Genomic DNA, 19,349 nt, shown 5'->3' on the forward strand with positions numbered 1-19,349 from the left:
GCTATGAACATCTCGGTATCCAACACAGCCCGGTTGCTCTGGGCGGGCCTGCGCGCCCTGCTCGTGCTGACCCTGGTGACCGGTGTCATCTACCCGCTGGTCGTCACCGGCATCGCCCAGGGGATCTTCTCCGGCAAGGCGAACGGCTCGGAGATCAAGGCGGACGGCAAGGTCGTCGGCTCGTCCCTCATCGGGCAGTCGTACAACCTGCCGTTGAAGAAGGGGCAGGAGACCCCGGACCCTGACCTGAAGTGGTTCCAGGGCCGGCCGCAGAACGGTCTCGGCACCAACAGCATCAACACGCAGTACTCGTTGATCCTGTCCGGCGCCACCAACCTCTCCGCCGACAGCAAGGTCCTCGTCCAGCAGGTGAAGGACGCCAAGGCCGCCGTCATCAAGGACAACTCGGTGCCCGGCTACACGGTCAGTGCGTCCCAGGTGCCCGCCGACGCGGTCACGTCCTCCGGCTCCGGCCTCGACCCGGACATCTCCCCGGCCTACGCGGACCTCCAGGTCCACCGCATCGCCGAGAAGAACGGCGTGTCCGTCGCCCAGGTGCAGAAGCTGGTCGACGAGCACACCGACGGCCGCACCCTCGGCTTCATCGGCGAGCCGACGGTGAACGTGCTGGAGCTCAACATCGCGCTCAAGTCCCTTGTGACGAAGAGCTGATGGCGTTACACGACCGGCAGGGGAGTCGGCGGCCCGGGAGAGATCCCGGCGCCGCCGACTCCCACCGCCATGCCAGGGACCACACGAAAGGCACACCCCCATGACACGGGTGCTGGTGGTGGAGGACGACCCGCAGCTCGTGCGGGCCCTCGTGATCAACATGCAGGCCCGGCAGTACGGCGTCGACGCCGCCCCCGACGGCGCCACCGCGCTCCGGCTCGCCGCCATGCGACAGCCCGACGTCGTGATGCTCGACCTCGGGCTGCCCGACATGGACGGCGTCGACGTCATCAGGGCACTGCGCGGCTGGACCCGGGTCCCGATCCTGGTGCTGTCGGCCCGGCAGGCCTCCGACGAGAAGGTCGCCGCGCTCGACGCGGGCGCCGACGACTACATCACCAAGCCGTTCAGCATGGACGAACTCCTCGCCCGGCTGCGGGCCGCCGTCCGCCGCGTCGAGGACGTGCCGCTCGCCCCGACGGCCACCCTCGTCACCACCGACGACTTCACCATCGACCTGCTGGCCAAGAAGGCCACCCGCGCCGGACACGACATCCGGCTCACCCCCACCGAGTGGCATCTGCTGGAGATCCTGGTCACCAACCCCGGCCGCCTGATCACCCAGAAGTACCTGCTCCAGGAGGTGTGGGGGGTGACCCAGAGCAACAAGACCAACTATCTCCGGGTCTACATGGCCCAGTTGCGCCGCAAGTTGGAGGGGGACCCGTCGAGCCCCCGCTATCTGATCACCGAGCCCGGCATGGGCTACCGCTTCGAAGGATGACATGGGACGCGGCAAGCTCCGGATCTACCTCGGCGCGGCACCGGGCGTCGGCAAGACGTACGCGATGCTGTCCGAGGCGCACCGGCGGATCGAGCGGGGCACCGACTGCGTGGTCGCCTTCGTGGAACACCACAACAGGCCCCGCACCGAGGTGATGCTGCACGGCCTTGAGGAGATCCCGCGCCGTGAACTCGCCTACCGGGACACGACGTTCACCGAGATGGACGTCGACGCGGTCCTCGCCCGCCGCCCCGAGGTCGCCCTCGTCGACGAGCTGCCGCACACCAACATCCCCGGCTCCCGCAACGCCAAGCGCTGGCAGGACATCGAGGAGCTGCTCGCGGCGGGCATCGACGTGGTCTCGACCGTCAACATCCAGCACCTGGAATCCCTGGGCGACATCGTCGAGTCCATCACCGGCGTCCGCCAGCAGGAGACCGTCCCCGACGAGGTCGTGCGCCGCGCCGACCAGATCGAACTGGTCGACATGTCACCCCCCGCGCTACGGCGCCGGATGGCCCACGGCAACATCTACAAACCGGACAAGGTCGACGCGGCCCTCTCCAACTACTTCCGCCCCGGAAACCTCACCGCACTACGGGAGTTGGCGCTGCTCTGGCTCGCCGACCGGGTCGACGCCTACCTCCAGGAGTACCGCAGCGAACACCGCGTCTCGGCGATCTGGGGCTCCCGTGAGCGGATCGTCGTGGGCCTGACCGGCGGGCCCGAGGGACGCACCCTCATCCGCAGGGCCGCGCGCCTGGCCGAAAAGGGCGCGGGCGGCGAGGTGTTGGCGGTCTACATCTCCCGCAGCGACGGCCTCACCTCGGCCTCCCCGAAGGAACTCGCCCAACAGCGCACTCTCGTCGAGGACTTGGGCGGCACCTTCCACCATGTCGTCGGCGAGGACGTACCGGCCGCGCTGCTGGACTTCGCGCGTGGCGTCAACGCCACCCAGATCGTCCTCGGCGTCTCCCGCCGCAAGGGCTGGCAGTACGTCTTCGGGCCCGGCGTCGGCGCGACGGTCGCCCGGGAGTCCGGCCCCGACCTCGACGTCCACCTCATCACCCACGACGAGGCGGGCAAGGGACGCGGACTCCCCGTGAACCGGGGCACACGGCTCGGCCGGGCCCGGATCGTCTGGGGCTGGCTGGCCGGAATCGGCGGACCGCTGCTGCTCACCTGGCTGTTGAGCAGCGTCGCCCCCGAAGTCGGCCTGGCCAACGACATGTTGCTGTACCTGTCCCTGACGGTGGCGGCGGCCCTGCTCGGCGGACTCTTCCCCGCGCTGGCCTCGGCGGCGGTCGGATCACTGCTCCTGAACTGGTACTTCACCCCGCCCGTCCATACGTTCACCATCGCCGACCCCAAGAACATCGTGGCCATCGCGATCTTCGTGGCCGTAGCGGTGTCGGTCGCCTCGGTGGTCGACCTCGCGGCCCGCCGCACCCACCAGGCGGCCCGGCTGCGCGCCGAGTCGGAGATCCTCTCCTACCTCGCGGGCAACGTGCTGCGCGGCGAGACCAGCTTGGAGGCGCTCCTGGAACGGGTCCGGGAGACCTTCGGCATGGAGTCCGCGGCCCTGCTGGAGCGCGCGAGCGACGTCGAACCCTGGACCTGCGCGGGCAGCGTGGGCCCCCGTCCCTGCCGGAACCCGGAGGACGCGGACGTCGACGTACCGGTCGGCGACCACATGGCCCTCGCCCTCTCCGGCCGGGTCCTGCCCGCCGAGGACCGCCGCGTCCTGGCCGCCTTCGCCGCACAGGCAGCCGTGGTCCTGGACCGCCGCCGCCTCCGCGAAGAGGCCGACCAGGCAAGGGCGTTGGCGGAAGGCAACCGCATCCGTACGGCCCTCCTGGCGGCCGTGAGCCACGATCTGCGCACCCCGCTCGCCGGCATCAAGGCGGCGGTGTCCTCACTCCGCTCCGAGGACGTCGCCTGGTCGGACGAGGACCAGGCCGAGCTGCTGGAGGGCATCGAGGACGGCGCCGACCGCCTCGACCACCTCGTCGGCAACCTCCTCGACATGTCCCGCCTCCAGACCGGCACGGTCACCCCGATCATCCGCGAGGCGGACCTCGACGAAGTGATCCCGATGGCCCTGGGAGGTGTCCCGGAGGACAGCGTCGAACTCGACATCCCCGAAAGCCTCCCCATGGTCCCCGTCGACAAGGGCCTCCTGGAGCGCGCCGTCGCCAACATCGTCGAGAACGCGGTGAAGTACAGCCCGGAGCGAACTCCCGTACTGGTCACGGCGAGTGCCATTGCCGACCGCGTCGAGATCCGCGTCGTCGACCGCGGCCCAGGCGTCCCCGACGAGGCCAAGAACCGCATCTTCGAACCCTTCCAGCGCTACGGCGACGCCCCGCGCGGCGCCGGAGTGGGCCTCGGCTTGGCAGTCGCCCGCGGCTTCACCGAGGCCCTCGGCGGCACACTCAGCGCCGAGGACACCCCGGGTGGCGGCCTCACGATGGTCCTCAGCCTCCACCTCACCCCTGCGCCCACCCTTGCTCCCGCCGAAGGATCCACCTACAGTCCGGCTCCGTAATGTTCGTCGATCGGCCCGAAACTTTCGAACCCGGGCCGGACGGAGGGGCGGGACCACATGCGGACCTACGACAACCCGGTCATCGGCGGTTTCCACCCCGACCCCAGCGTGTGCCGGGTCGGCGAGGACTACTACCTCGCGTGCTCCAGCTTCGAGTACTTCCCCGGGGTCCCGCTCTTCCACAGCCGTGACCTGGTGCACTGGCGACAGATCGGCAACGTCCTCGACCGACCTGGGCAGTTGGACCTCCCGGCCGACACCCCCGCCTCGGCCGGCATCTACGCCCCGACCCTCCGCCACCACGACGGCCGCTTCCACCTGATCACCACCGACGTGAGGGGAAAGGGCAACTTCATCGTCACCGCCGACCGCCCCGAAGGCCCCTGGTCGGACCCCATCCTGGTCGACATGCCCGGCATCGACCCCGACCTGGCCTGGGACGACGAAGGCAACTGCTGGTGCGCGGTCGCCGGGGTGAAGGTGGCCCGCATCGACCCGGGGACCGGCAAGGTCCTGGAAGGCCCGCTCCCGGCCTGGTCCGGCACCGGACTCCAGCACCCCGAGGCCCCGCACCTCTACCGCATCGGCGACTGGTGGTACCTGCTGCTCGCCGAGGGCGGCACCGCGCACGGCCACAGCGTCTCCGTCGCCCGCGCCCGCTCCCCGCGCGGCCCCTGGGAACCGGCCCCCGCGAACCCCGTCCTCACCCACCGCAGCACCGACCTCCCCATTCAGAGCACCGGCCACGCCGACCTGGTCACCGCCCCCGACGGCACCTGGTGGATGGTCCTCCTGGGCACCCGCCCCCGGGGCTTCTTCCCCGGCTTCCACGTCCTGGGCCGCGAGACCTTCCTGACCCCGGTGGACTGGGTCGACGGCTGGCCCCGGGTCGGCCCGGTGCGGGAGCAGCAGCCGGCACCGGCCGCCTGGCACCCCCTCGAACTCCCGCCGGTACGCGACGACTTCGACGCCTCGGCCCTCGCCTTCTCCTGGATCTCCCCGCGCAGCCGACCGGACGACACCTGGTCACTGACCGAACGCCCCGGCTGGCTGACCCTCGACGCGAAGTCCGACCCGGTGTTCCTCGGCCGCCGCCAACAGCACCCCGACTGCCGCGCGTCCACCCGGATCGACCCCGGCTCCGGCCGCGCCGGCCTCTCCGTCCGCATGGACGAGGTCCATCACTACGACATCGAGATCGCCGGGGGAGTGGCGAGCGTGGTCGCGCGGATCGGTCCCGTACGGCAGCGGATCGCGGAGCACCCGGTGGCGCCGGGGCCGGTCGTCCTGACCGTCGACATCACCGCGACCGGCGCCGACACCTGTGGCCCCGACATCCTGACCTTCTCCGTCGAGGGCCCCGAAGGAGCCGTAGGACTCACGGAGTTGGACGGACGCTACCTCTCGACGCAGGTCGCCGGGGGCTTCACCGGTCGCGTGATCGGCATGTACGCGGCCGAGGGCGGGGCGGCCTTCGACTGGTTCGACTACCAGCCGCGGTAACACATCTTTCAGGACCGGCTCCGAAACTTTCGACCCCCACCAGTACGGGCGCAACCTCACGCACCGCTCACCCATGGACAGGAGTCGCACCATGCCCGGAACCAGACTGAGACTCGCCGCCGCCCTCGCCGCCGTCCTGATCGCCGCGGGCATCGCCGGCGGCACGCCCGCGCAGGCCCACGGAAAGCAGCCCACCCTGGCCCAACTCGCCGAGCGGCACGGCCGTTACTTCGGCAGCGCCACCGACAACCCCGAGCTGACCGACACCGCGTACACGAGGATCCTCGGCAGCGAATTCGACATGATCACCCCGGGCAACGGCATGAAGTGGTACGCCACCGAGCCCCGACAGGGCGTCTTCGACTGGACGAACGGCGACCAGATCGTGGACCTCGCCCGCGCGCACCACCAGCGGGTCCGCGCCCACACCCTGGTCTGGCACAGCCAGTTGCCCGACTGGCTCACGTCCCGCACCTGGACGGCGGCCGAGCTGAGGGCCGTACTCAAGAAGCACATCACCACCGAAGTCCGGCACTACCGCGGCAAGGTCTACTCCTGGGACGTCGTCAACGAGGCCTTCAAGGAGGACGGCACCTACCGCGACACCATCTGGTATCGGACGCTCGGTCCCGGCTACATCGCCGACGCCCTGCGCTGGGCCCACCAGGCCGACCCGCACGCCAAGTTGTACGTCAACGACTACAACATCGAGGCGACAGGCCCGAAGAGCGACGCCTACTACGCCCTCGCCAAGCAGCTGAAGGCCCAGCACGTCCCGCTGGACGGTGTCGGCTTCCAGGCTCACCTGGCGCTTCAGTACGGCTATCCGACGACCCTGGAGGACAACCTCCGGCGTTTCTCCCGCCTCGGCCTGGACACCGCGCTCACCGAGGTCGACGTCCGGATGCAACTCCCGGCGACGGATGCCAAGTTGACCGAGCAGGCCACCTGGTACCGGGATCTGACCAAGGCGTGCCTCGCGGTGCGCCGCTGTGTCGGGGTGACCATCTGGGATTACACGGACAAGTATTCGTGGATTCCGGCCGTCTTCCCTGGTGAAGGGGCGGCACTTCCGTGGGACGAACTGCTGAATCCGAAACCGGCCTATTACGCGCTGCGTTCGGCGCTCGGATAGCGAGCGACTACGGGGAGTGAGCGACCCCGGATATGCGTCGGGGCCGGTGCGCACCGTGGAAGTCGTGCGTCCGGCCCCTCAGTTCCCGAAATGCTCAGGCCGCTGTCACCACCTGGCGGTGCGGGGCGATGATCTGGCCGTCGGGCAGGAGCTCACCGGTGTCCTCGAACAGGAGAACGCCGTTGCACAGCAGGCTCCAGCCCTGTTCCGGGTGGTGCGCCATGAGGCGGGCGGATTCCCGGTCGGCGGATTCGGCTGTGGGACACGGTGGCTGGTGCTTGCACATTGGTGGGATCTCTCGCTCTGTTGTGGTCATGTCCGTCCCCCGTGGTGTTGAGTCGGTCCGAACCCAGTGTTGCCCCACGGGCGTCAATCCGCAGGGATTTAGCAGCACCGCTTCTCACAGGTTGATGACGCATCACCCGCGCGGACGGTTCATCCCAATTCCCAGCTCGTACGAGCTTTTTCCTGCTCGTACGAGCGTTACGAGCGTAAAAGGGCCGGAAACGCGATCGTACCCCGCTGCCGGGAATTCGGCGGCGGGGTACGGGGGTGGCGGCGGGGGAAAGTCAGGCGGGTGAACCGAGCAGTGGCGCGGGAGTCACCCGATGGGTCAGCATCGGCAGCAACTCGGCGACCCGGTGCGGACGGTGGGCCGCGATGCCGGGCGGCGCGGGGGCCAGCGGGACCAGCAGATCGGTCGCCGCCGGGTGGCCGCCGGCGCCGTCCGCCGTGAGGTCCCCGTGCAGCCACAGCGTGAGCATGTAGAGGCCGGGAACGGAGAGCAGGCGCGGCTGGTGGGCGCCCTTCATGTTCTCGGCCTGGCGCAGCGCCCGCTCGGTGGAGGCGATGTACGGCCCCTCGAAGAAGTGCGAGAACGCCCAGCCGTCGGGCGTCAGCATGGTCTCCGCGGCGGCGACCGCGCGGTCCCCGCAGCGGATCAGGAAACGCCATCCGGCCAGCCGGGTGACGGCCGTGCCGTCCTCGGAGACGCGGTCCAACACATGGAGGGGCAGAGGGAGTTCGGGTGTCGCGGGTCCCTGGGCCGTGCGCAGGGACGGGGTCTTGGCCTCGCGGACTGCGGTGGGGGAACCGAGTGCCGTGAGAACGGAGCGCAGGGCGGGCGCGGGAGCCGAGGGGACATGCAGCGGCATGGTGGGTCGCCTCTCATTCGACAGGCACTGGTGGCGCGAGGGCGGGGCGGGGGCGGACGGCGCTGTCAGCTCTCGGGGTCAAGAGGCCGGGCCGGGTTCCGTGAGCATGGGTGCGGCCTGCCGCACGTCACTCGACGGCAGGTTCCGGGACCGGGGCGCCAACCTTCTGCCTTGTTCGCGGAGTTTATACGACACGTGTTCAGAAGATGTTTCGTCTAACCGTTTCCCGTATGAACAACAAGGGCCTATTCGGTCAGCGATTCACGGGAATCATCCCGGTTCCGAACCGGCTCCACGGCCATGACCTCGGGACTTGTCTCCGGCTGGGTCGGCCAATTCTCGTCGGCGTTTTTCACGAGGGCTCATAGGGCGAGGAACCGCTTACTGCGGCATGCCTCGTGAATGTGCCGCGGGTCACGTCCGACCAGAGTAGCGGGCGCCGGGCCGCCCCGGGACGTTATCGATCGCGATGTCTGGGCATCATCCTTCCTGACCCGGGACGAGGAGGTGACGCTTCGATGGGCGAGAAGGTCGTGGCAGGGCCGTTCGAGCTGGCCGACCGCCAGCGCTACCGCGCCAAGCTGGGGCGGTGCCTGACGGGGCTGGAGCGGCTGCTGGCCGAGAAGCGGTTCGACCGCCCCAAGAACCTCATGGGGCTGGAGATCGAACTGAACCTGGTCGGCACCGACGGCATGCCGAGAATGCTGAATGGAGAGGTTCTCGAGCGCATCGCGAGCCGAGATTTCCAAACAGAACTCGCCATGTTCAATCTGGAAGTCAACATTGCCCCACACCGATTGGACGGCCGGGTATTCGACCGGCTCGCAGAGGAGATCCGTACGTCACTGGCATATGCCCATCGAAAAGCGGGCGAGGTCGACGCGGGAATACTGATGATCGGCATTCTGCCGACACTCGACCGGGACGACCTGGTCTCCTCGAACCTCTCCGCGGTGGACCGCTACACCCTGCTCAACGATCAGATCGTGGCCGCCCGCGGCGAGGATTTCGTCCTCGACATCGAGGGCGTCGAGCACCTCACCTGCACCTCGGGCTCCATCGCGCCCGAAGCCGCCTGCACCTCCGTGCAGTTGCACCTCCAGGTCACCCCGGACCGCTTCGCGGACGTGTGGAACGCGGCGCAGGCCGTCGCCGCCGTGCAGGTCGCAGTGGGTGCCAACTCGCCGTTCCTGTTCGGCCGTGAGCTGTGGCGCGAGTCCCGGCCCCCGCTGTTCCAGCAGGCCACCGACACCCGCCCGCCCGAACTCCAGGCCCAGGGCGTCCGCCCCCGCACCTGGTTCGGCGAACGCTGGGTGACGTCGGCGTACGACCTCTTCGAGGAGAACCTGCGCTACTTCCCGGCCCTCCTCCCGATCCACGACGACGAGGAACCCCTCGACGTCCTCGACGAGGGCGGCATCCCCTCCCTCGCCGAACTCGTCCTGCACAACGGCACGGTGTACCGCTGGAACCGTCCGGTCTACGGCATCGCCGACGGCGTCCCGCACCTGCGCGTCGAGAACCGCGTGCTGCCCGCGGGCCCCACGGTGACCGACGTCATCGCCAACACCGCGTTCTACTACGGCGTCGTGCGCGCCCTCGCCGAGGAGTCGCGGCCGGTGTGGACCCGGCTGCCGTTCGAGGCCGCCGCCGCCAACTTCGACACCGCGTGCCGCGACGGCATCGACGCCCGCCTCGTCTGGCCCCGGCGCGGACGGCTCGGCGGCACCACCGAGATCGACGCGGTGACCCTCGTACGCGACGAACTGCTGCCGCTCGCGGAGGCGGGGCTGGACGCGTGGGGGGTCGAACCGGCGGACCGGGACCTGTACTTGGGGGTCATCGACGAGCGCTGCAGGCGCCGGGCCAACGGTGCGACCTGGCAGGCCGCCACCTTCCACCAGGCCCTGGAGCAGGGGCTCAGCAGGGAGGCCGCGCTGGCCGCGACCACCCGCCGCTACAGCGAGCTGATGCACCTCGGCGAGCCGGTCCACACCTGGCCGGTGGGACTGCCGGAGCCGGCGCCGCTGGGGTGAACGGCGGCTGTTCCGGGGCGCGTTGGCGGATGCGGGTGAACTGCCTCTGTCTCAGCCTGCGTTGGCCGACGCGCCCGACGCCCCCGCCGCCACGATGGCCTGGAGGATCACCGACTGGATCTCAGCCGGGTTGTTCACCTCGTGCCCCGAGCCGCCGGTCGCCTCGGCGATCTGCCGGGCCTCCTCCTTGTCGGCCTCAGGGCCCACCGCGATCATGATCAGCGGCACCGGCCTTTCCGGGCTGGCGAGTTGCTGCAGCTGCTTGATGAGCGCGGTGCGGGAGATGCTGCCCGGATCCTGGTTGACGCCGTCGGTCAGGATCACCAGCGCGTTGAACTTCCCCTTCACATAAGAGGAGGTGGCCGCCTTGTACGCGGCGAGCGTGGTGTCGTAGAGCCCGGTCGCGCCGTTCCGCACCGGCTTCAGCGAGCCGAACGCCGCTGACAGGGCGTCGCGTTGGGTGCCGTCGCCCTTGTGGTCGCCGAGCCGCTCGGTCGGGACCAGGACGCGGTAGTCCTTGTCGCCGTCGAGCTTCGTGGAGAACTCCCACAGCCCGATCTCGTCCTCGGGCGTGAACGTGGCGAGCGCCTGGAGCAGCGACGCCTTCGTGACGTCCATGCGCGACTGGCCGGTCCCCGGCACCTTCTCCGCCATCGAGGCGGACGCGTCGACGACCGTGGTGATCCGCGCGCTCTGCACGGTGATCGTCCAAGTGCCCAGGGCCTCTTGGAGCGCCGCGTCGGAAGCGGGCTCGGCCGCCGCCACGGCGTACGGCTGCGGGCTGGTGCCACCGGCCTTGGCGACCACCGCCTTCGGCGCGGTGTCGTCATCGGTGCGGAAGCCGTACTTCTCCATGAGCTTCTGCTGCGCGGGCTGGCTCAGATACGTCTCGAACCGGATCGCGGCCCGGCTCTGGTCCGTGGTCAACCGGTCCTGGTCGACCAGGTTGTACGGGTAGTCGAGCCGCGGGGAGCCGTCCTTCGGATAGAAGAGGTCGAGGCTCGCGTCACTGTCCGCCGACGCGTTGTACGAGAACGCCGACTGCTCACTGAGGACCAGCGCCTGGTTGCGCTTCGGGTTGCCCTGCTCGGTGCCCGACGCGTTGCGCGGCAGCGTGTCCAGGACCTGGCCGTCGGTGTCCGAGATCCGCTGCGACAGGGTCTTCATCATCGCCGCCGCCTGCGTCGCCCCGCCCTTGACCTTCCCGGCGGCCGTGCTCAGCTGCGTCAGCGCCAGCAGTCCCGTCGCGCTGCGCGCCGGGTCGGCCGCGCCCAGCCGGAGCGAATCGTCCTGGAGGGTGGCGCCGGCCAGGTCCAGCCAGGTGTACGTCTTCTCCGGCCAGCCCAGCGACTTCGCGGCGGCCGGCACCATCGCGACCCCGACCGGCGTGGAGGCCACGTTGCCCGCGGGCGTCACCTCCGTGGCCGAGCTGTCGGCGGCCGACGAGACCTCGCTGACCCACAGCTCCGAATCGGGCACCCACACCTGCACGTCCGGGTGCTTGCCCGCCTTCAGCGTGTCCGCGAACTTGTACGACTCCTCGGCGGTCACCGAGATGTTCAGGCACTGCCCGTCCGACGTGATGTTCTCATCGCGGGCCTGGCCGGCCGCGGCGCGCAGGGCGGGGGCCATGTCGGGGGAGGAGGCGAGCTTCAGCCGTACCGCGTCCTTCCGGCAGGAGGAGCCGAAGGAGAGCAACCCGCTCTGCACCGCCACGGCGGTACCGCCGGCGACGGTCAGCACCAGCACCGTGGCGATGGCGATCGTACGGCGACGCGCGCGAGGACGGGGGTCGCTGCCGCCCGCCCGGTACTGATCGGGCAAGCTGTGACGTCCCATGACGGTGGTGCCCCTCCCTGTTGAACCTCGTGCCGGTATGCGGCCGTATGGCAGACATGGGGGAGGTTCGCCCCGTACGGCGTCCGTCCCCCCAACGGCCTGTCGCGCACGATCTTCGTAAGTTCTTTCGAGACCCTAGCGGGGCGAAGATGGGCATGAGGCGGGATTTCCGAACTGAAGGCAGGTGTGCAGGTGGAGGCAGGGCAGGTGGCCGAAACTTTTCCGCTGGAGCGGCCCACGCGGCGGATTCTCCGGTCCGAGGCGCTGCTCGTTCTGGGGCTTTCGCTCGGTGCGAGCGGAGTGTCCGCCCTGATCAGCTTTGTCGGATCGGTCACCAAACCGGGGGGTCTCAAGGACCAGGCGGCCACCCTCAACGCCTCGGCCGCGCCGGGCCGTCCCTGGCTTGATCTGGCCTGGCAGCTGTTCGGGATCGCCTCCGCGCTCGTCCCCGTAGCCCTCGTCGCGCACTTCCTCCTGCGGGAGGGCGAGAGCCTGCGCACGATCGGCTTCGACCGCACCCGCCCCTGGCCCGACCTCGGGCGCGGAGCGGGCGTCGCGGCGGTCATCGGCTCCACCGGAATCGCCTTCTACCTGGCCGCACGCGGCCTCGGCTTCAACCTCACGGTGGTGCCGGAGGCACTGCCCGACGTCTGGTGGAAGTACCCCGTCCTGATCCTCTCCGCGATGCAGAACGCGATCCTCGAAGAGGTGATCGTGGTGGGCTATCTGCTGCGCAGGCTGGGCCAGTTGGGCTGGACACCGGGCACCGCGCTGGTGGCCAGTTCCGTACTGCGCGGTAGCTACCACCTCTACCAGGGCATCGGCGGCTTCATCGGCAACATGGTGATGGGCGTGGTCTTCGTCTACCTGTACCGGCGCTGGGGCCGCGTGGGTCCCCTGGTGGTGGCGCATTCCCTGCTCGACATCGGGGCGTTCGTCGGCTACGCGCTGCTCGCGGGCAAGGTGGGCTGGCTGCCCACCGCATAACAGCCGTACAGGGCACGCCTGTTACGGCTCAGGCGAGCAACTCGCCGTCGACGACCGTGACCGCCCGACCGGTCAACAGGGTCCGCTCGCCCCGCAGTTCGGTACGCACCCGCCCGGAGCGCGGCGACGCCTGCAGCCCGGTGAGGACCGTGCCGCCGAGCCGCTCGGACCAGTACGGCGCGAGCGCCGTGTGCGCGCTGCCGGTGACCGGGTCCTCGTCGATCCCGATGTTCGGGAAGAAGCACCGCGACACGAAGTCGTAGCCCCCGGTGGGGTCCTGGGCCCGGGCGGTCGCGATGATGCCGCGCTCGGACGCGGCCCCGAGAGCCCTGAGGTCCGGCGCGAGTCCTACGACGGTCTCCTCGTCGGCGAGTTCGACGACGAGGTCCCCGATGGCCGGGCCGGTGTCGAACGCGGTCAGCGGCTCGGCACCCAGCGCCTCGGCGAGACCGTCCGGGATCTCGACGGACGTGAGCGGAGCGGTCGGGAAGTCCAGCGTGATCGACCCGTCCTCGGCCGGGGTGGCGCTGAGCACCCCGCTGCGCGTCGCGAACCGCACGGGCCCCTCATGGGCGCCGGTGCTGTGCAGCACATGGGCCGTCGCGAGGGTCGCGTGCCCGCACAGCGCGACCTCCGTCGCCGGGGTGAACCACCGCAACGCCCAGTCCGCGTCCCCGCCTTCGGGCAGCCGGTGCGCGAACGCCGTCTCGGCGTGGTTCACCTCCAGCGCGACCCGCTGGAGCCACGCGTCCGCCGGGAAGGCGTCGAGGAGCAGCACCCCGGCCGGGTTGCCGGCGAAGGGGCGGTCGGTGAAGGCGTCGACGATTCGGATCCGCATACGGCGACGCTAGCCGCGCCGCCGCCTCCCGGCCCAAGGCCAATTCACGGTCACTGGACCGACTCGCGCACCGGCGGCGGGGAGGCGACGCGGTCCGAGGTGAAGCGGCGCACACCTACCGGCGATCGCCCCGGCGCATGGGTAATGTCCGCCCCGACGTACCGGGCCCGCGGCACCGCGGTCCATGACGAGGAGGAACACCATGGCCGACCGTGGACACGGCACCGAGGCGGACGAGGCGCCCGCGCCGGGGCCGCCGGAAGCCCGTCACGGGGGCGCGCGGGACGCCGTACGGCTCGCGGTGGTGGTCGGTGCGCTCGGCGTGGTCTTCGGTGACATCGGGACCAGCCCGATCTACACCCTGCAGACGGTGTTCAACCCGGGCGACCCGCACCCCGTCCCGGTCAGCACGCAGAACGTGTACGGCGTGGTCTCGCTGGTGTTCTGGTCGGTGATGGTCATCGTCACGGTCACCTACGTACTGCTGGCGATGCGCGCCGACAACGAGGGCGAGGGCGGCATCATGGCGCTCATCACCCTGCTGCGGCGCTGGAGTTCGGAGCGGGGCGGGCGAGCGGCCCTCGTCCTGACCGGACTTGGCATCTTCGGCGCGTCGCTGTTCTTCGGCGACAGCATGATCACCCCGGCGATCTCGGTGCTGTCCGCGGTCGAAGGGCTCAAGGTCGTCGAACCGTCCCTGGACAGCGCGGTCGTGCCCGTCACCGCGGTCATCATCGTGGTGCTGTTCCTGGTGCAGCGCAGGGGAACGGCCGCGGTGGGCCGGGTGTTCGGGCCGGTCATGATCGCCTGGTTCACGGCGATCGGCGCGTGCGGAGTCGTCGGCATCACCGAACACCCGGGCATCCTGCGGGCGTTGTGGCCGAGCTACGCCCTGGGCTTCCTGTTCGGCCACTTCGGCACGGCCTTCTTCGCGCTCGCGGCGGTGGTCCTCGCGGTCACCGGCGCCGAGGCCCTCTACGCCGACATGGGGCACTTCGGCCGCCGCGCCATCACCCGCGGCTGGATGTTCCTCGTCTTCCCCGCCTGCGTCCTGAGCTACCTCGGGCAGGGCGCGCTGATCCTCGACGACCCGGCCAACATCAGCAGCCCGTTCTTCCTGCTCGTGCCGCACTGGGGACGCTGGCCGATGGTCCTGCTCGCCACGGCGGCCACCGTGATCGCCTCCCAGGCCGTCATCACCGGCGCGTACTCCGTCGCCTCCCAGGCCGCCCAGCTCGGCTACCTCCCGCGCCTGCGGATCGCCCACACCTCCGAGTCCACGATCGGCCAGATCTACGTCCCCTGGATCAACTGGCTGCTGATGGTCTCCGTCCTCACCCTGGTCTTCGCCTTCCGCAGCTCCGCGGCGCTGGCCTTCGCGTTCGGCATGGCGGTCACCGGCACGATCACCATCACCACCCTGCTGTTCTTCTACGTGGCCCGCGCGAAGTGGCACACACCCGTGTGGCTGATCGCGACCGGCGCGACCCTGCTGCTCACCGTGGACCTGCTGTTCGTGGCGGCCAACCTCACCAAGCTCGTGCACGGGGCGTGGCTGCCGCTGCTGATCGCCCTCACCGCGTTCACCGTCATGACGACCTGGCAGCGCGGACGCGAGGTCGTCACCGCCGAACGGGCCGACCACGAGGGCTCGTTGCGCGAGTTCGTCGACCAACTCCGCAGCGGGGAGCGGCCGGTGATCCAGGTCCCCGGTACGGCGGTCTTCCTCAACCGGGGCAAGCAGACGGCGCCCCTCGCGATGCGGGCCAACGTGGAACGCAACCACGTACGGCACGAACAGGTCGTGATCCTGTCCATCGAGACCGAGCCCGTCCCACGCGTCCCGCTCGACCGGCGCATCGTCGTCGACGGCCTCGGCTACGCGGACGACGGGATCATCCATGTCACCGCCCGCTTCGGCTACATGGAGACACCGGACGTGCCCGGCACCCTGACCCTGATCGACCCCGCCGAGACCGAGGGCCCGCTCCACCTCGACCAGGCGTCCTACTTCCTGTCCACCATCGAGCTACGGCGCGGAGAGGCCCCGACGATGGCCCCCTGGCGCAAACGCCTGTTCATCGCCACGTCCCACATCACGGCCGACGCCGCCGAACACTTCGGCCTGCCCCGCGACCGTACGGTCATCATGGGCTGGCACATCGAGGTGTAACCGGGACTTCGCCGCACGGTCGCGGAGAGCCCCCTCAGCCGCCGCGACCGCGTGCGACGCTCCGCCCATGGACGTCACGGCACTGGCCCGCACACTGCTGGAGCCCGTTCCGGCCCACCGCACCGTCGGCATCCAGGTGGTGCGGGCCGCGGACGGCGAGGCCGAGATCACCGCGGGGGTCCCGGAGTCGCTGACCAACGTCATCGGTTCCCTCCACTCCAGCGGCCTCGTCGCCCTGCTCGACGCGGCGGGCCTGGGCGCGATCATCGCCGCGAGCGAGACCCCCGGCGACTTCGACGGCGTCGTCCCCTTGGGCACGTCCGCGACCCTGGAGTTCCTGGCCCCGGCCCGCGGCCGCCTCCGAGCCGTCTGCCACCTCACCCCCGAGGCCTACGCCGCACTGGGCCCCCTCCTGTCCGGCAAGACCGACCGGGTCCGCTTCTCCACCCGCGCGGAGATCACGGACATCACGGGCGAAGTGGTGTGCCGGGGCACCTTCAACTGGAGCGTGCGACGCAGCCGGGCGTGAATCGCGGTCATCGAAGCGGTCCTACTGATAGCAGGGTGGCGCGCACATCGGGGTGACCGTGCTCGTCTCCGAGTGCATGGGGGCCGCCGAGGCCGCCGGGGTCACGATGCCGATCATCGCCGCGGTCAGCAGAGCCGCGATGCCCGCGCGCTTCCACATCCTCATCACGTTCTCCCTCGGTTGGTGGTCGTGGGCCGGCCTTGCCAGTCAACGGGGTGGGCGCGCGGCGAGGGAAGCACTTCGAAGCCGTTCGAAGTCCTTCTGGGCTGACCCGTCCCAGCGAAGGGCGTGCTCGGCGAGGGCCCGGTGGATGCCGGCGACGGAGGGGCTCAGTCCTCTGCGCTTGCCGGTGGGGATGAACAGGTCGGTTTGGATCTGCTCGACGGACTCGCCGCCCGCGCGGCGCCGGCGCACAGTGTGGAGCATGTCGTCGGTGATGACGGGGGGCGGCCGCCGTGCTTGCCCTTGCGGGCGGCGGTGAGTTCGGCGGCGTCGCGGCCGAGCCGCTTCATCTCGTACACGGTGAAGACGACCCGGCAGTGCGGGGCGTGTGCCTTGACCTCCCGCGCGGTCCGCAGCGCCATCTCGCTCGGCAGGTCCGGGTCGATGGGCGCCGGCGGCGGGCTGCCGGCCCGCCATGGTCGGCCCGGACCGCGGTCGGCACCCGCAGCGCTTTCTTCAGCCGGGGCACCATGGCGAAGCGGCGGGTGTGGTAGGCGGAGGTCGGTCTTCAGAGGGTGCTGAGGGTCCGTCATGAGACCGGAGGCGAGAACGGGTTCTGAGAGCGAAACCGGGCCCGGTGGCGGTCCGGCGGCCCGGTTCCGATCTTGCTCGAGCAAAGGACCGTTTATGCGAGATCAGACTGTCCGCGAACGGCCTGGAACGTCCCCGCCGCAGTGAACGCGTCTGTGATCGGCGCGATGAGCGAGGCGAAGCGGCGGGCACCCGCGGTGCCGATCGGCGCCCACAGCGCGGCGCAGTGCTCGTCCGTTTCCACTTCGATGCGCTCGCGTGCCGTACTGCCGGCGTCGGTGACAACGCCGTGGGAGTCGAGCCAGCCGCGCTCGACGAGGCGTGCTGTCGCCGCGCTCCACTCCTCGTCGTTCCACTGACGGGTCGCTCGCGCGAGAGCTGTCGGGAGGCGGCCGGTCGCGGTGTGCAGAACGAGGCAGTCGCATGGCCCGAGGCCGTTGTCGGCGAGTACGACGAGATGGGCGTCCCCGCGCCACTCGCGCGCCACCGTGATCTGCTGCCACAGCGCGACAAGAGGATCGGATGGAGGCGCGACCGAGGCGTTCGCGGCGGCGAGCACCTTGCCGGCGTAGTCGGCGCCGGCGACGACCGGATCGATCAGCGAGCGCGCTTCGGCGAGGTGGTCGTCCGTGAGATGTACGTTGACACGCCGCATCGCCCGTCCGGCGGCCAGGAAGCGGGCGGCCTGCCACCGCTCGGGCGACGCGGCCTTCCACACGCCCGCCATGGCCCTCACCGCCCGCGGGCTGAAGTTGTAGAAGGCCGCGAGCGTGACCTGCCACGGGACCGCGCCCATCGCGGCGGACCGGAAGGCCAGATAGGCCGGGCCGCGGTCGGTCACCCCGAGCCCGGCCGCCTCCTCGGCGGTCTCGGGGACGAGATGTATGAACAGGTGAGCGGCACTGATGGCGCTGCTGACGTCACGGACGGCGATCAGGTCCATCGGGCCGTCGCCGGTGCGGGCGGAGTCGGGAAGGGCGTCGAGGTGCATGGCGGTGGTGTCTCCGGGGGTCGGGGGGTCGGGCGGCGCTGTCAGGCGGGTGTTTCGGCAGTGGCGGTCAACACGGCACGTCCGAGGGTGTGACCGGCCATGGTGAAGCCGAGGACGGCCGGTGTGGCGTCGGCCGGAACATTTGTGGCGGGGATGTCCAGGGCGTGCACTACGACGAAGTAACGGTGCGGTCCGTGTCCGGCCGGCGGGGCGGCGCCGATGTAGCGGGCCACGCGGGCATCGTTGGCCAACTGGTAGGCACCCTCGGGTAGTTGTGAGCCGGTGTCGTCGCCGGCGCCCTCGGGGAGCTCGGTGACGGTGGCGGGGATGTCGGCGACTGCCCAGTGCCAGAACCCGGACCCGGTGGGGGCGTCGGGGTCGTAGACGGTGACGGCGTAGCTCTTGGTGCCGTCCGGGGCGCCGCTCCAGGACAGCTGCGGGGATGTGTCCTTCCCGCCGGGCAGTCCGGAGGAGTGCTGCTCGGGCGGCCACGCGGCACCGTCGGTGACGGTGGTGCTGGTGACGGTGAACGAGGCCGCCTGGGGGAGGCGGGCGAAGGGGTCGTTGGCAGGCACAGTGGTCGTTCCATTTCGGACGAGGGCGGTCTTGATCGGCTACTGAATCGACCATAACACGGATAATCGATTATCTAGTGGATCGTCTAGGATGGGCGCATGACTCAGACGGCGCACTCCTCGACCCCGCCGGGGAAGCAGATGCTTTCCGAGCAGGTCTATGCACACCTGCGGGACGCGATCATGCGCGGGGACCACTCCCCTGGCGCCCCCCTCAAGCCGCAGGATCTTGCCAAGGAGCAGGGCGTGAGCCTGGCCGTGGTGCGCGAGGCGCTCGTGCGGGTGGTCGGCGAGGGGCTCGCCGACCGGCTGCCCAACCGCGGTTTCGCAGTCCCGTCCTTCTCCGACCGCCGTTGGCAGGAGATCGCGGAGGCCCGTCGGACTGTCGAACCGGTCGTACTACGCATGTCCATCGAGCGCGGCGACGTCGACTGGGAGGCCCGTGTACGGGCCGCCCACCATCGTCTGGTGCGCACTCCGGCGTATGTGCCGGAGGAGGGCGATCACTACACCGGGGCTTGGGCCGAAGCTCATCGGGCCTTCCACCGCACGTTGCTGGAGGGGTGCGGCAACCGCGCACTGCTGGAGACCTTCGACCGGATGTGGACCGCGAGCGAGCTGGCCCGCCGTTGGTCGGCGCACCGCAACCCCGACCGGGACGGCGCCGAGGAACACCGCAGGCTGGAAGAGGCGGCGCTGGCCCGCGACGCCGACACCGCAGCCGCGGTTCTGGTCCAGCACCTCACCTTGACCGCGGCCGCTCTGACCGGCGATTCAGGTCAGGCCACCTAGGCTGGTGCCGCAGCGGCGAGGTCGAGGTGGGAATTCATGT

Annotated in this window: 18 protein-coding genes; 10 read left to right on the forward strand and 8 right to left on the reverse strand. The window is 70.2% G+C overall.

From position 1 onward, the window contains the following. The first annotated feature begins 3 nt into the window (after positions 1–3). From OHT77_RS37265 to OHT77_RS37285, 5 genes are all read left to right on the forward strand, one after another. Complete coding sequence (locus OHT77_RS37265) at positions 4–672, forward strand: potassium-transporting ATPase subunit C (protein WP_328832751.1); 669 nt, start codon at positions 4–6, stop codon at positions 670–672. Between the two features lie 100 nt (positions 673–772). Continuing rightward, positions 773–1,456 carry a response regulator transcription factor gene (locus OHT77_RS37270; RefSeq protein ID WP_328832752.1) on the forward strand — a complete coding sequence of 228 codons (684 nt, stop codon included), beginning with the start codon at positions 773–775 and terminating at the stop codon, positions 1,454–1,456. 1 nt (position 1,457) lies between these two features. Next, positions 1,458–4,004, forward strand: coding sequence for a sensor histidine kinase KdpD (locus OHT77_RS37275; RefSeq protein ID WP_328832753.1), 2,547 nt, complete (start codon positions 1,458–1,460; stop codon positions 4,002–4,004). 57 nt (positions 4,005–4,061) lie between these two features. Next, on the forward strand, positions 4,062–5,507 hold the full coding sequence (locus OHT77_RS37280) for a glycoside hydrolase family 43 protein (protein ID WP_328832754.1): 1,446 nt from the start codon (positions 4,062–4,064) through the stop codon (positions 5,505–5,507). Between the two features lie 91 nt (positions 5,508–5,598). Beyond that, on the forward strand, positions 5,599–6,642 hold the full coding sequence (locus OHT77_RS37285; protein WP_328832755.1) for an endo-1,4-beta-xylanase: 1,044 nt from the start codon (positions 5,599–5,601) through the stop codon (positions 6,640–6,642). A gap of 94 nt (positions 6,643–6,736) precedes the next feature. Here OHT77_RS37285 and OHT77_RS37290 read toward each other — a convergent pair whose 3' ends face one another. Continuing rightward, complete coding sequence (locus OHT77_RS37290) at positions 6,737–6,928, reverse strand: DUF5999 family protein (protein WP_033283380.1); 192 nt, start codon at positions 6,926–6,928, stop codon at positions 6,737–6,739. Between the two features lie 283 nt (positions 6,929–7,211). Then, positions 7,212–7,796 carry a hypothetical protein gene (locus OHT77_RS37295; RefSeq protein WP_328832756.1) on the reverse strand — a complete coding sequence of 195 codons (585 nt, stop codon included), beginning with the start codon at positions 7,794–7,796 and terminating at the stop codon, positions 7,212–7,214. A gap of 518 nt (positions 7,797–8,314) precedes the next feature. Between OHT77_RS37295 and OHT77_RS37300 the strand changes: the two genes are divergently transcribed. Further along, complete coding sequence (locus OHT77_RS37300; RefSeq protein WP_328832757.1) at positions 8,315–9,832, forward strand: glutamate-cysteine ligase family protein; 1,518 nt, start codon at positions 8,315–8,317, stop codon at positions 9,830–9,832. A 51-nt stretch (positions 9,833–9,883) separates the two neighbouring features. Here the strand turns inward: OHT77_RS37300 and OHT77_RS37305 are convergent, their stop codons facing one another. Then, the gene (locus OHT77_RS37305; RefSeq protein ID WP_328832758.1) at positions 9,884–11,671 is read right to left on the reverse strand and encodes a substrate-binding and VWA domain-containing protein; all 1,788 of its coding nucleotides are present in this window, start codon (positions 11,669–11,671) and stop codon (positions 9,884–9,886) included. Between the two features lie 186 nt (positions 11,672–11,857). Between OHT77_RS37305 and OHT77_RS37310 the strand changes: the two genes are divergently transcribed. Continuing rightward, positions 11,858–12,658, forward strand: coding sequence for a CPBP family intramembrane glutamic endopeptidase (locus OHT77_RS37310; protein ID WP_328832760.1), 801 nt, complete (start codon positions 11,858–11,860; stop codon positions 12,656–12,658). Between the two features lie 28 nt (positions 12,659–12,686). Here the strand turns inward: OHT77_RS37310 and OHT77_RS37315 are convergent, their stop codons facing one another. Continuing rightward, positions 12,687–13,496, reverse strand: a complete 810-nt coding sequence (locus OHT77_RS37315) for a PhzF family phenazine biosynthesis protein (RefSeq protein WP_328832761.1) — start codon at positions 13,494–13,496, stop codon at positions 12,687–12,689. A 202-nt stretch (positions 13,497–13,698) separates the two neighbouring features. Here OHT77_RS37315 and OHT77_RS37320 point away from each other — a divergent pair, with 202 nt between their 5' ends. Both OHT77_RS37320 and OHT77_RS37325 read left to right on the forward strand, forming a co-directional pair. Further along, the gene (locus OHT77_RS37320) at positions 13,699–15,669 is read left to right on the forward strand and encodes a potassium transporter Kup (protein ID WP_328832762.1); all 1,971 of its coding nucleotides are present in this window, start codon (positions 13,699–13,701) and stop codon (positions 15,667–15,669) included. Positions 15,670–15,736: 67 nt separating this feature from the next. Beyond that, on the forward strand, positions 15,737–16,198 hold the full coding sequence (locus OHT77_RS37325; protein ID WP_328832763.1) for a PaaI family thioesterase: 462 nt from the start codon (positions 15,737–15,739) through the stop codon (positions 16,196–16,198). 21 nt (positions 16,199–16,219) lie between these two features. Here OHT77_RS37325 and OHT77_RS37330 read toward each other — a convergent pair whose 3' ends face one another. The 4 genes from OHT77_RS37330 to OHT77_RS37345 form a co-directional block, all read right to left on the reverse strand. Next, positions 16,220–16,363, reverse strand: a complete 144-nt coding sequence (locus OHT77_RS37330; RefSeq protein WP_328832764.1) for a hypothetical protein — start codon at positions 16,361–16,363, stop codon at positions 16,220–16,222. A 42-nt stretch (positions 16,364–16,405) separates the two neighbouring features. Next, complete coding sequence (locus tag OHT77_RS37335) at positions 16,406–16,624, reverse strand: hypothetical protein (protein WP_328832765.1); 219 nt, start codon at positions 16,622–16,624, stop codon at positions 16,406–16,408. Positions 16,625–17,045: 421 nt separating this feature from the next. Continuing rightward, complete coding sequence (locus OHT77_RS37340) at positions 17,046–17,942, reverse strand: SCO6745 family protein (protein WP_328832766.1); 897 nt, start codon at positions 17,940–17,942, stop codon at positions 17,046–17,048. Between the two features lie 41 nt (positions 17,943–17,983). Next, positions 17,984–18,517, reverse strand: a complete 534-nt coding sequence (locus tag OHT77_RS37345) for a YbhB/YbcL family Raf kinase inhibitor-like protein (RefSeq protein WP_328832767.1) — start codon at positions 18,515–18,517, stop codon at positions 17,984–17,986. A 99-nt stretch (positions 18,518–18,616) separates the two neighbouring features. Here OHT77_RS37345 and OHT77_RS37350 point away from each other — a divergent pair, with 99 nt between their 5' ends. After that, complete coding sequence (locus OHT77_RS37350; RefSeq protein WP_328832768.1) at positions 18,617–19,309, forward strand: GntR family transcriptional regulator; 693 nt, start codon at positions 18,617–18,619, stop codon at positions 19,307–19,309. Positions 19,310–19,349 lie beyond the last annotated feature (40 nt).

This window comes from Streptomyces sp. NBC_00252, from assembly GCF_036187565.1.
In the GTDB taxonomy this organism is placed as follows: Bacteria; Actinomycetota; Actinomycetes; order Streptomycetales; family Streptomycetaceae; genus Streptomyces.

Coding starts and splice junctions, on each gene's coding strand:
- OHT77_RS37315 (WP_328832761.1), bottom strand. CDS start 13,496: ATGCGGATCCGAATCGTCGACGCCTTCACCGACCGCCCCTTCGCCGGC.
- OHT77_RS37305 (WP_328832758.1), bottom strand. CDS start 11,671: ATGGGACGTCACAGCTTGCCCGATCAGTACCGGGCGGGCGGCAGCGAC.
- OHT77_RS37330 (WP_328832764.1), bottom strand. CDS start 16,363: ATGAGGATGTGGAAGCGCGCGGGCATCGCGGCTCTGCTGACCGCGGCG.
- OHT77_RS37320 (WP_328832762.1), top strand. CDS start 13,699: ATGGCCGACCGTGGACACGGCACCGAGGCGGACGAGGCGCCCGCGCCG.
- OHT77_RS37325 (WP_328832763.1), top strand. CDS start 15,737: ATGGACGTCACGGCACTGGCCCGCACACTGCTGGAGCCCGTTCCGGCC.
- OHT77_RS37280 (WP_328832754.1), top strand. CDS start 4,062: ATGCGGACCTACGACAACCCGGTCATCGGCGGTTTCCACCCCGACCCC.
- OHT77_RS37300 (WP_328832757.1), top strand. CDS start 8,315: ATGGGCGAGAAGGTCGTGGCAGGGCCGTTCGAGCTGGCCGACCGCCAG.
- OHT77_RS37335 (WP_328832765.1), bottom strand. CDS start 16,624: ATGCTCCACACTGTGCGCCGGCGCCGCGCGGGCGGCGAGTCCGTCGAG.
- OHT77_RS37295 (WP_328832756.1), bottom strand. CDS start 7,796: ATGCCGCTGCATGTCCCCTCGGCTCCCGCGCCCGCCCTGCGCTCCGTT.
- OHT77_RS37290 (WP_033283380.1), bottom strand. CDS start 6,928: ATGTGCAAGCACCAGCCACCGTGTCCCACAGCCGAATCCGCCGACCGG.
- OHT77_RS37265 (WP_328832751.1), top strand. CDS start 4: ATGAACATCTCGGTATCCAACACAGCCCGGTTGCTCTGGGCGGGCCTG.
- OHT77_RS37340 (WP_328832766.1), bottom strand. CDS start 17,942: ATGCACCTCGACGCCCTTCCCGACTCCGCCCGCACCGGCGACGGCCCG.
- OHT77_RS37270 (WP_328832752.1), top strand. CDS start 773: ATGACACGGGTGCTGGTGGTGGAGGACGACCCGCAGCTCGTGCGGGCC.
- OHT77_RS37285 (WP_328832755.1), top strand. CDS start 5,599: ATGCCCGGAACCAGACTGAGACTCGCCGCCGCCCTCGCCGCCGTCCTG.
- OHT77_RS37350 (WP_328832768.1), top strand. CDS start 18,617: ATGACTCAGACGGCGCACTCCTCGACCCCGCCGGGGAAGCAGATGCTT.
- OHT77_RS37275 (WP_328832753.1), top strand. CDS start 1,458: ATGGGACGCGGCAAGCTCCGGATCTACCTCGGCGCGGCACCGGGCGTC.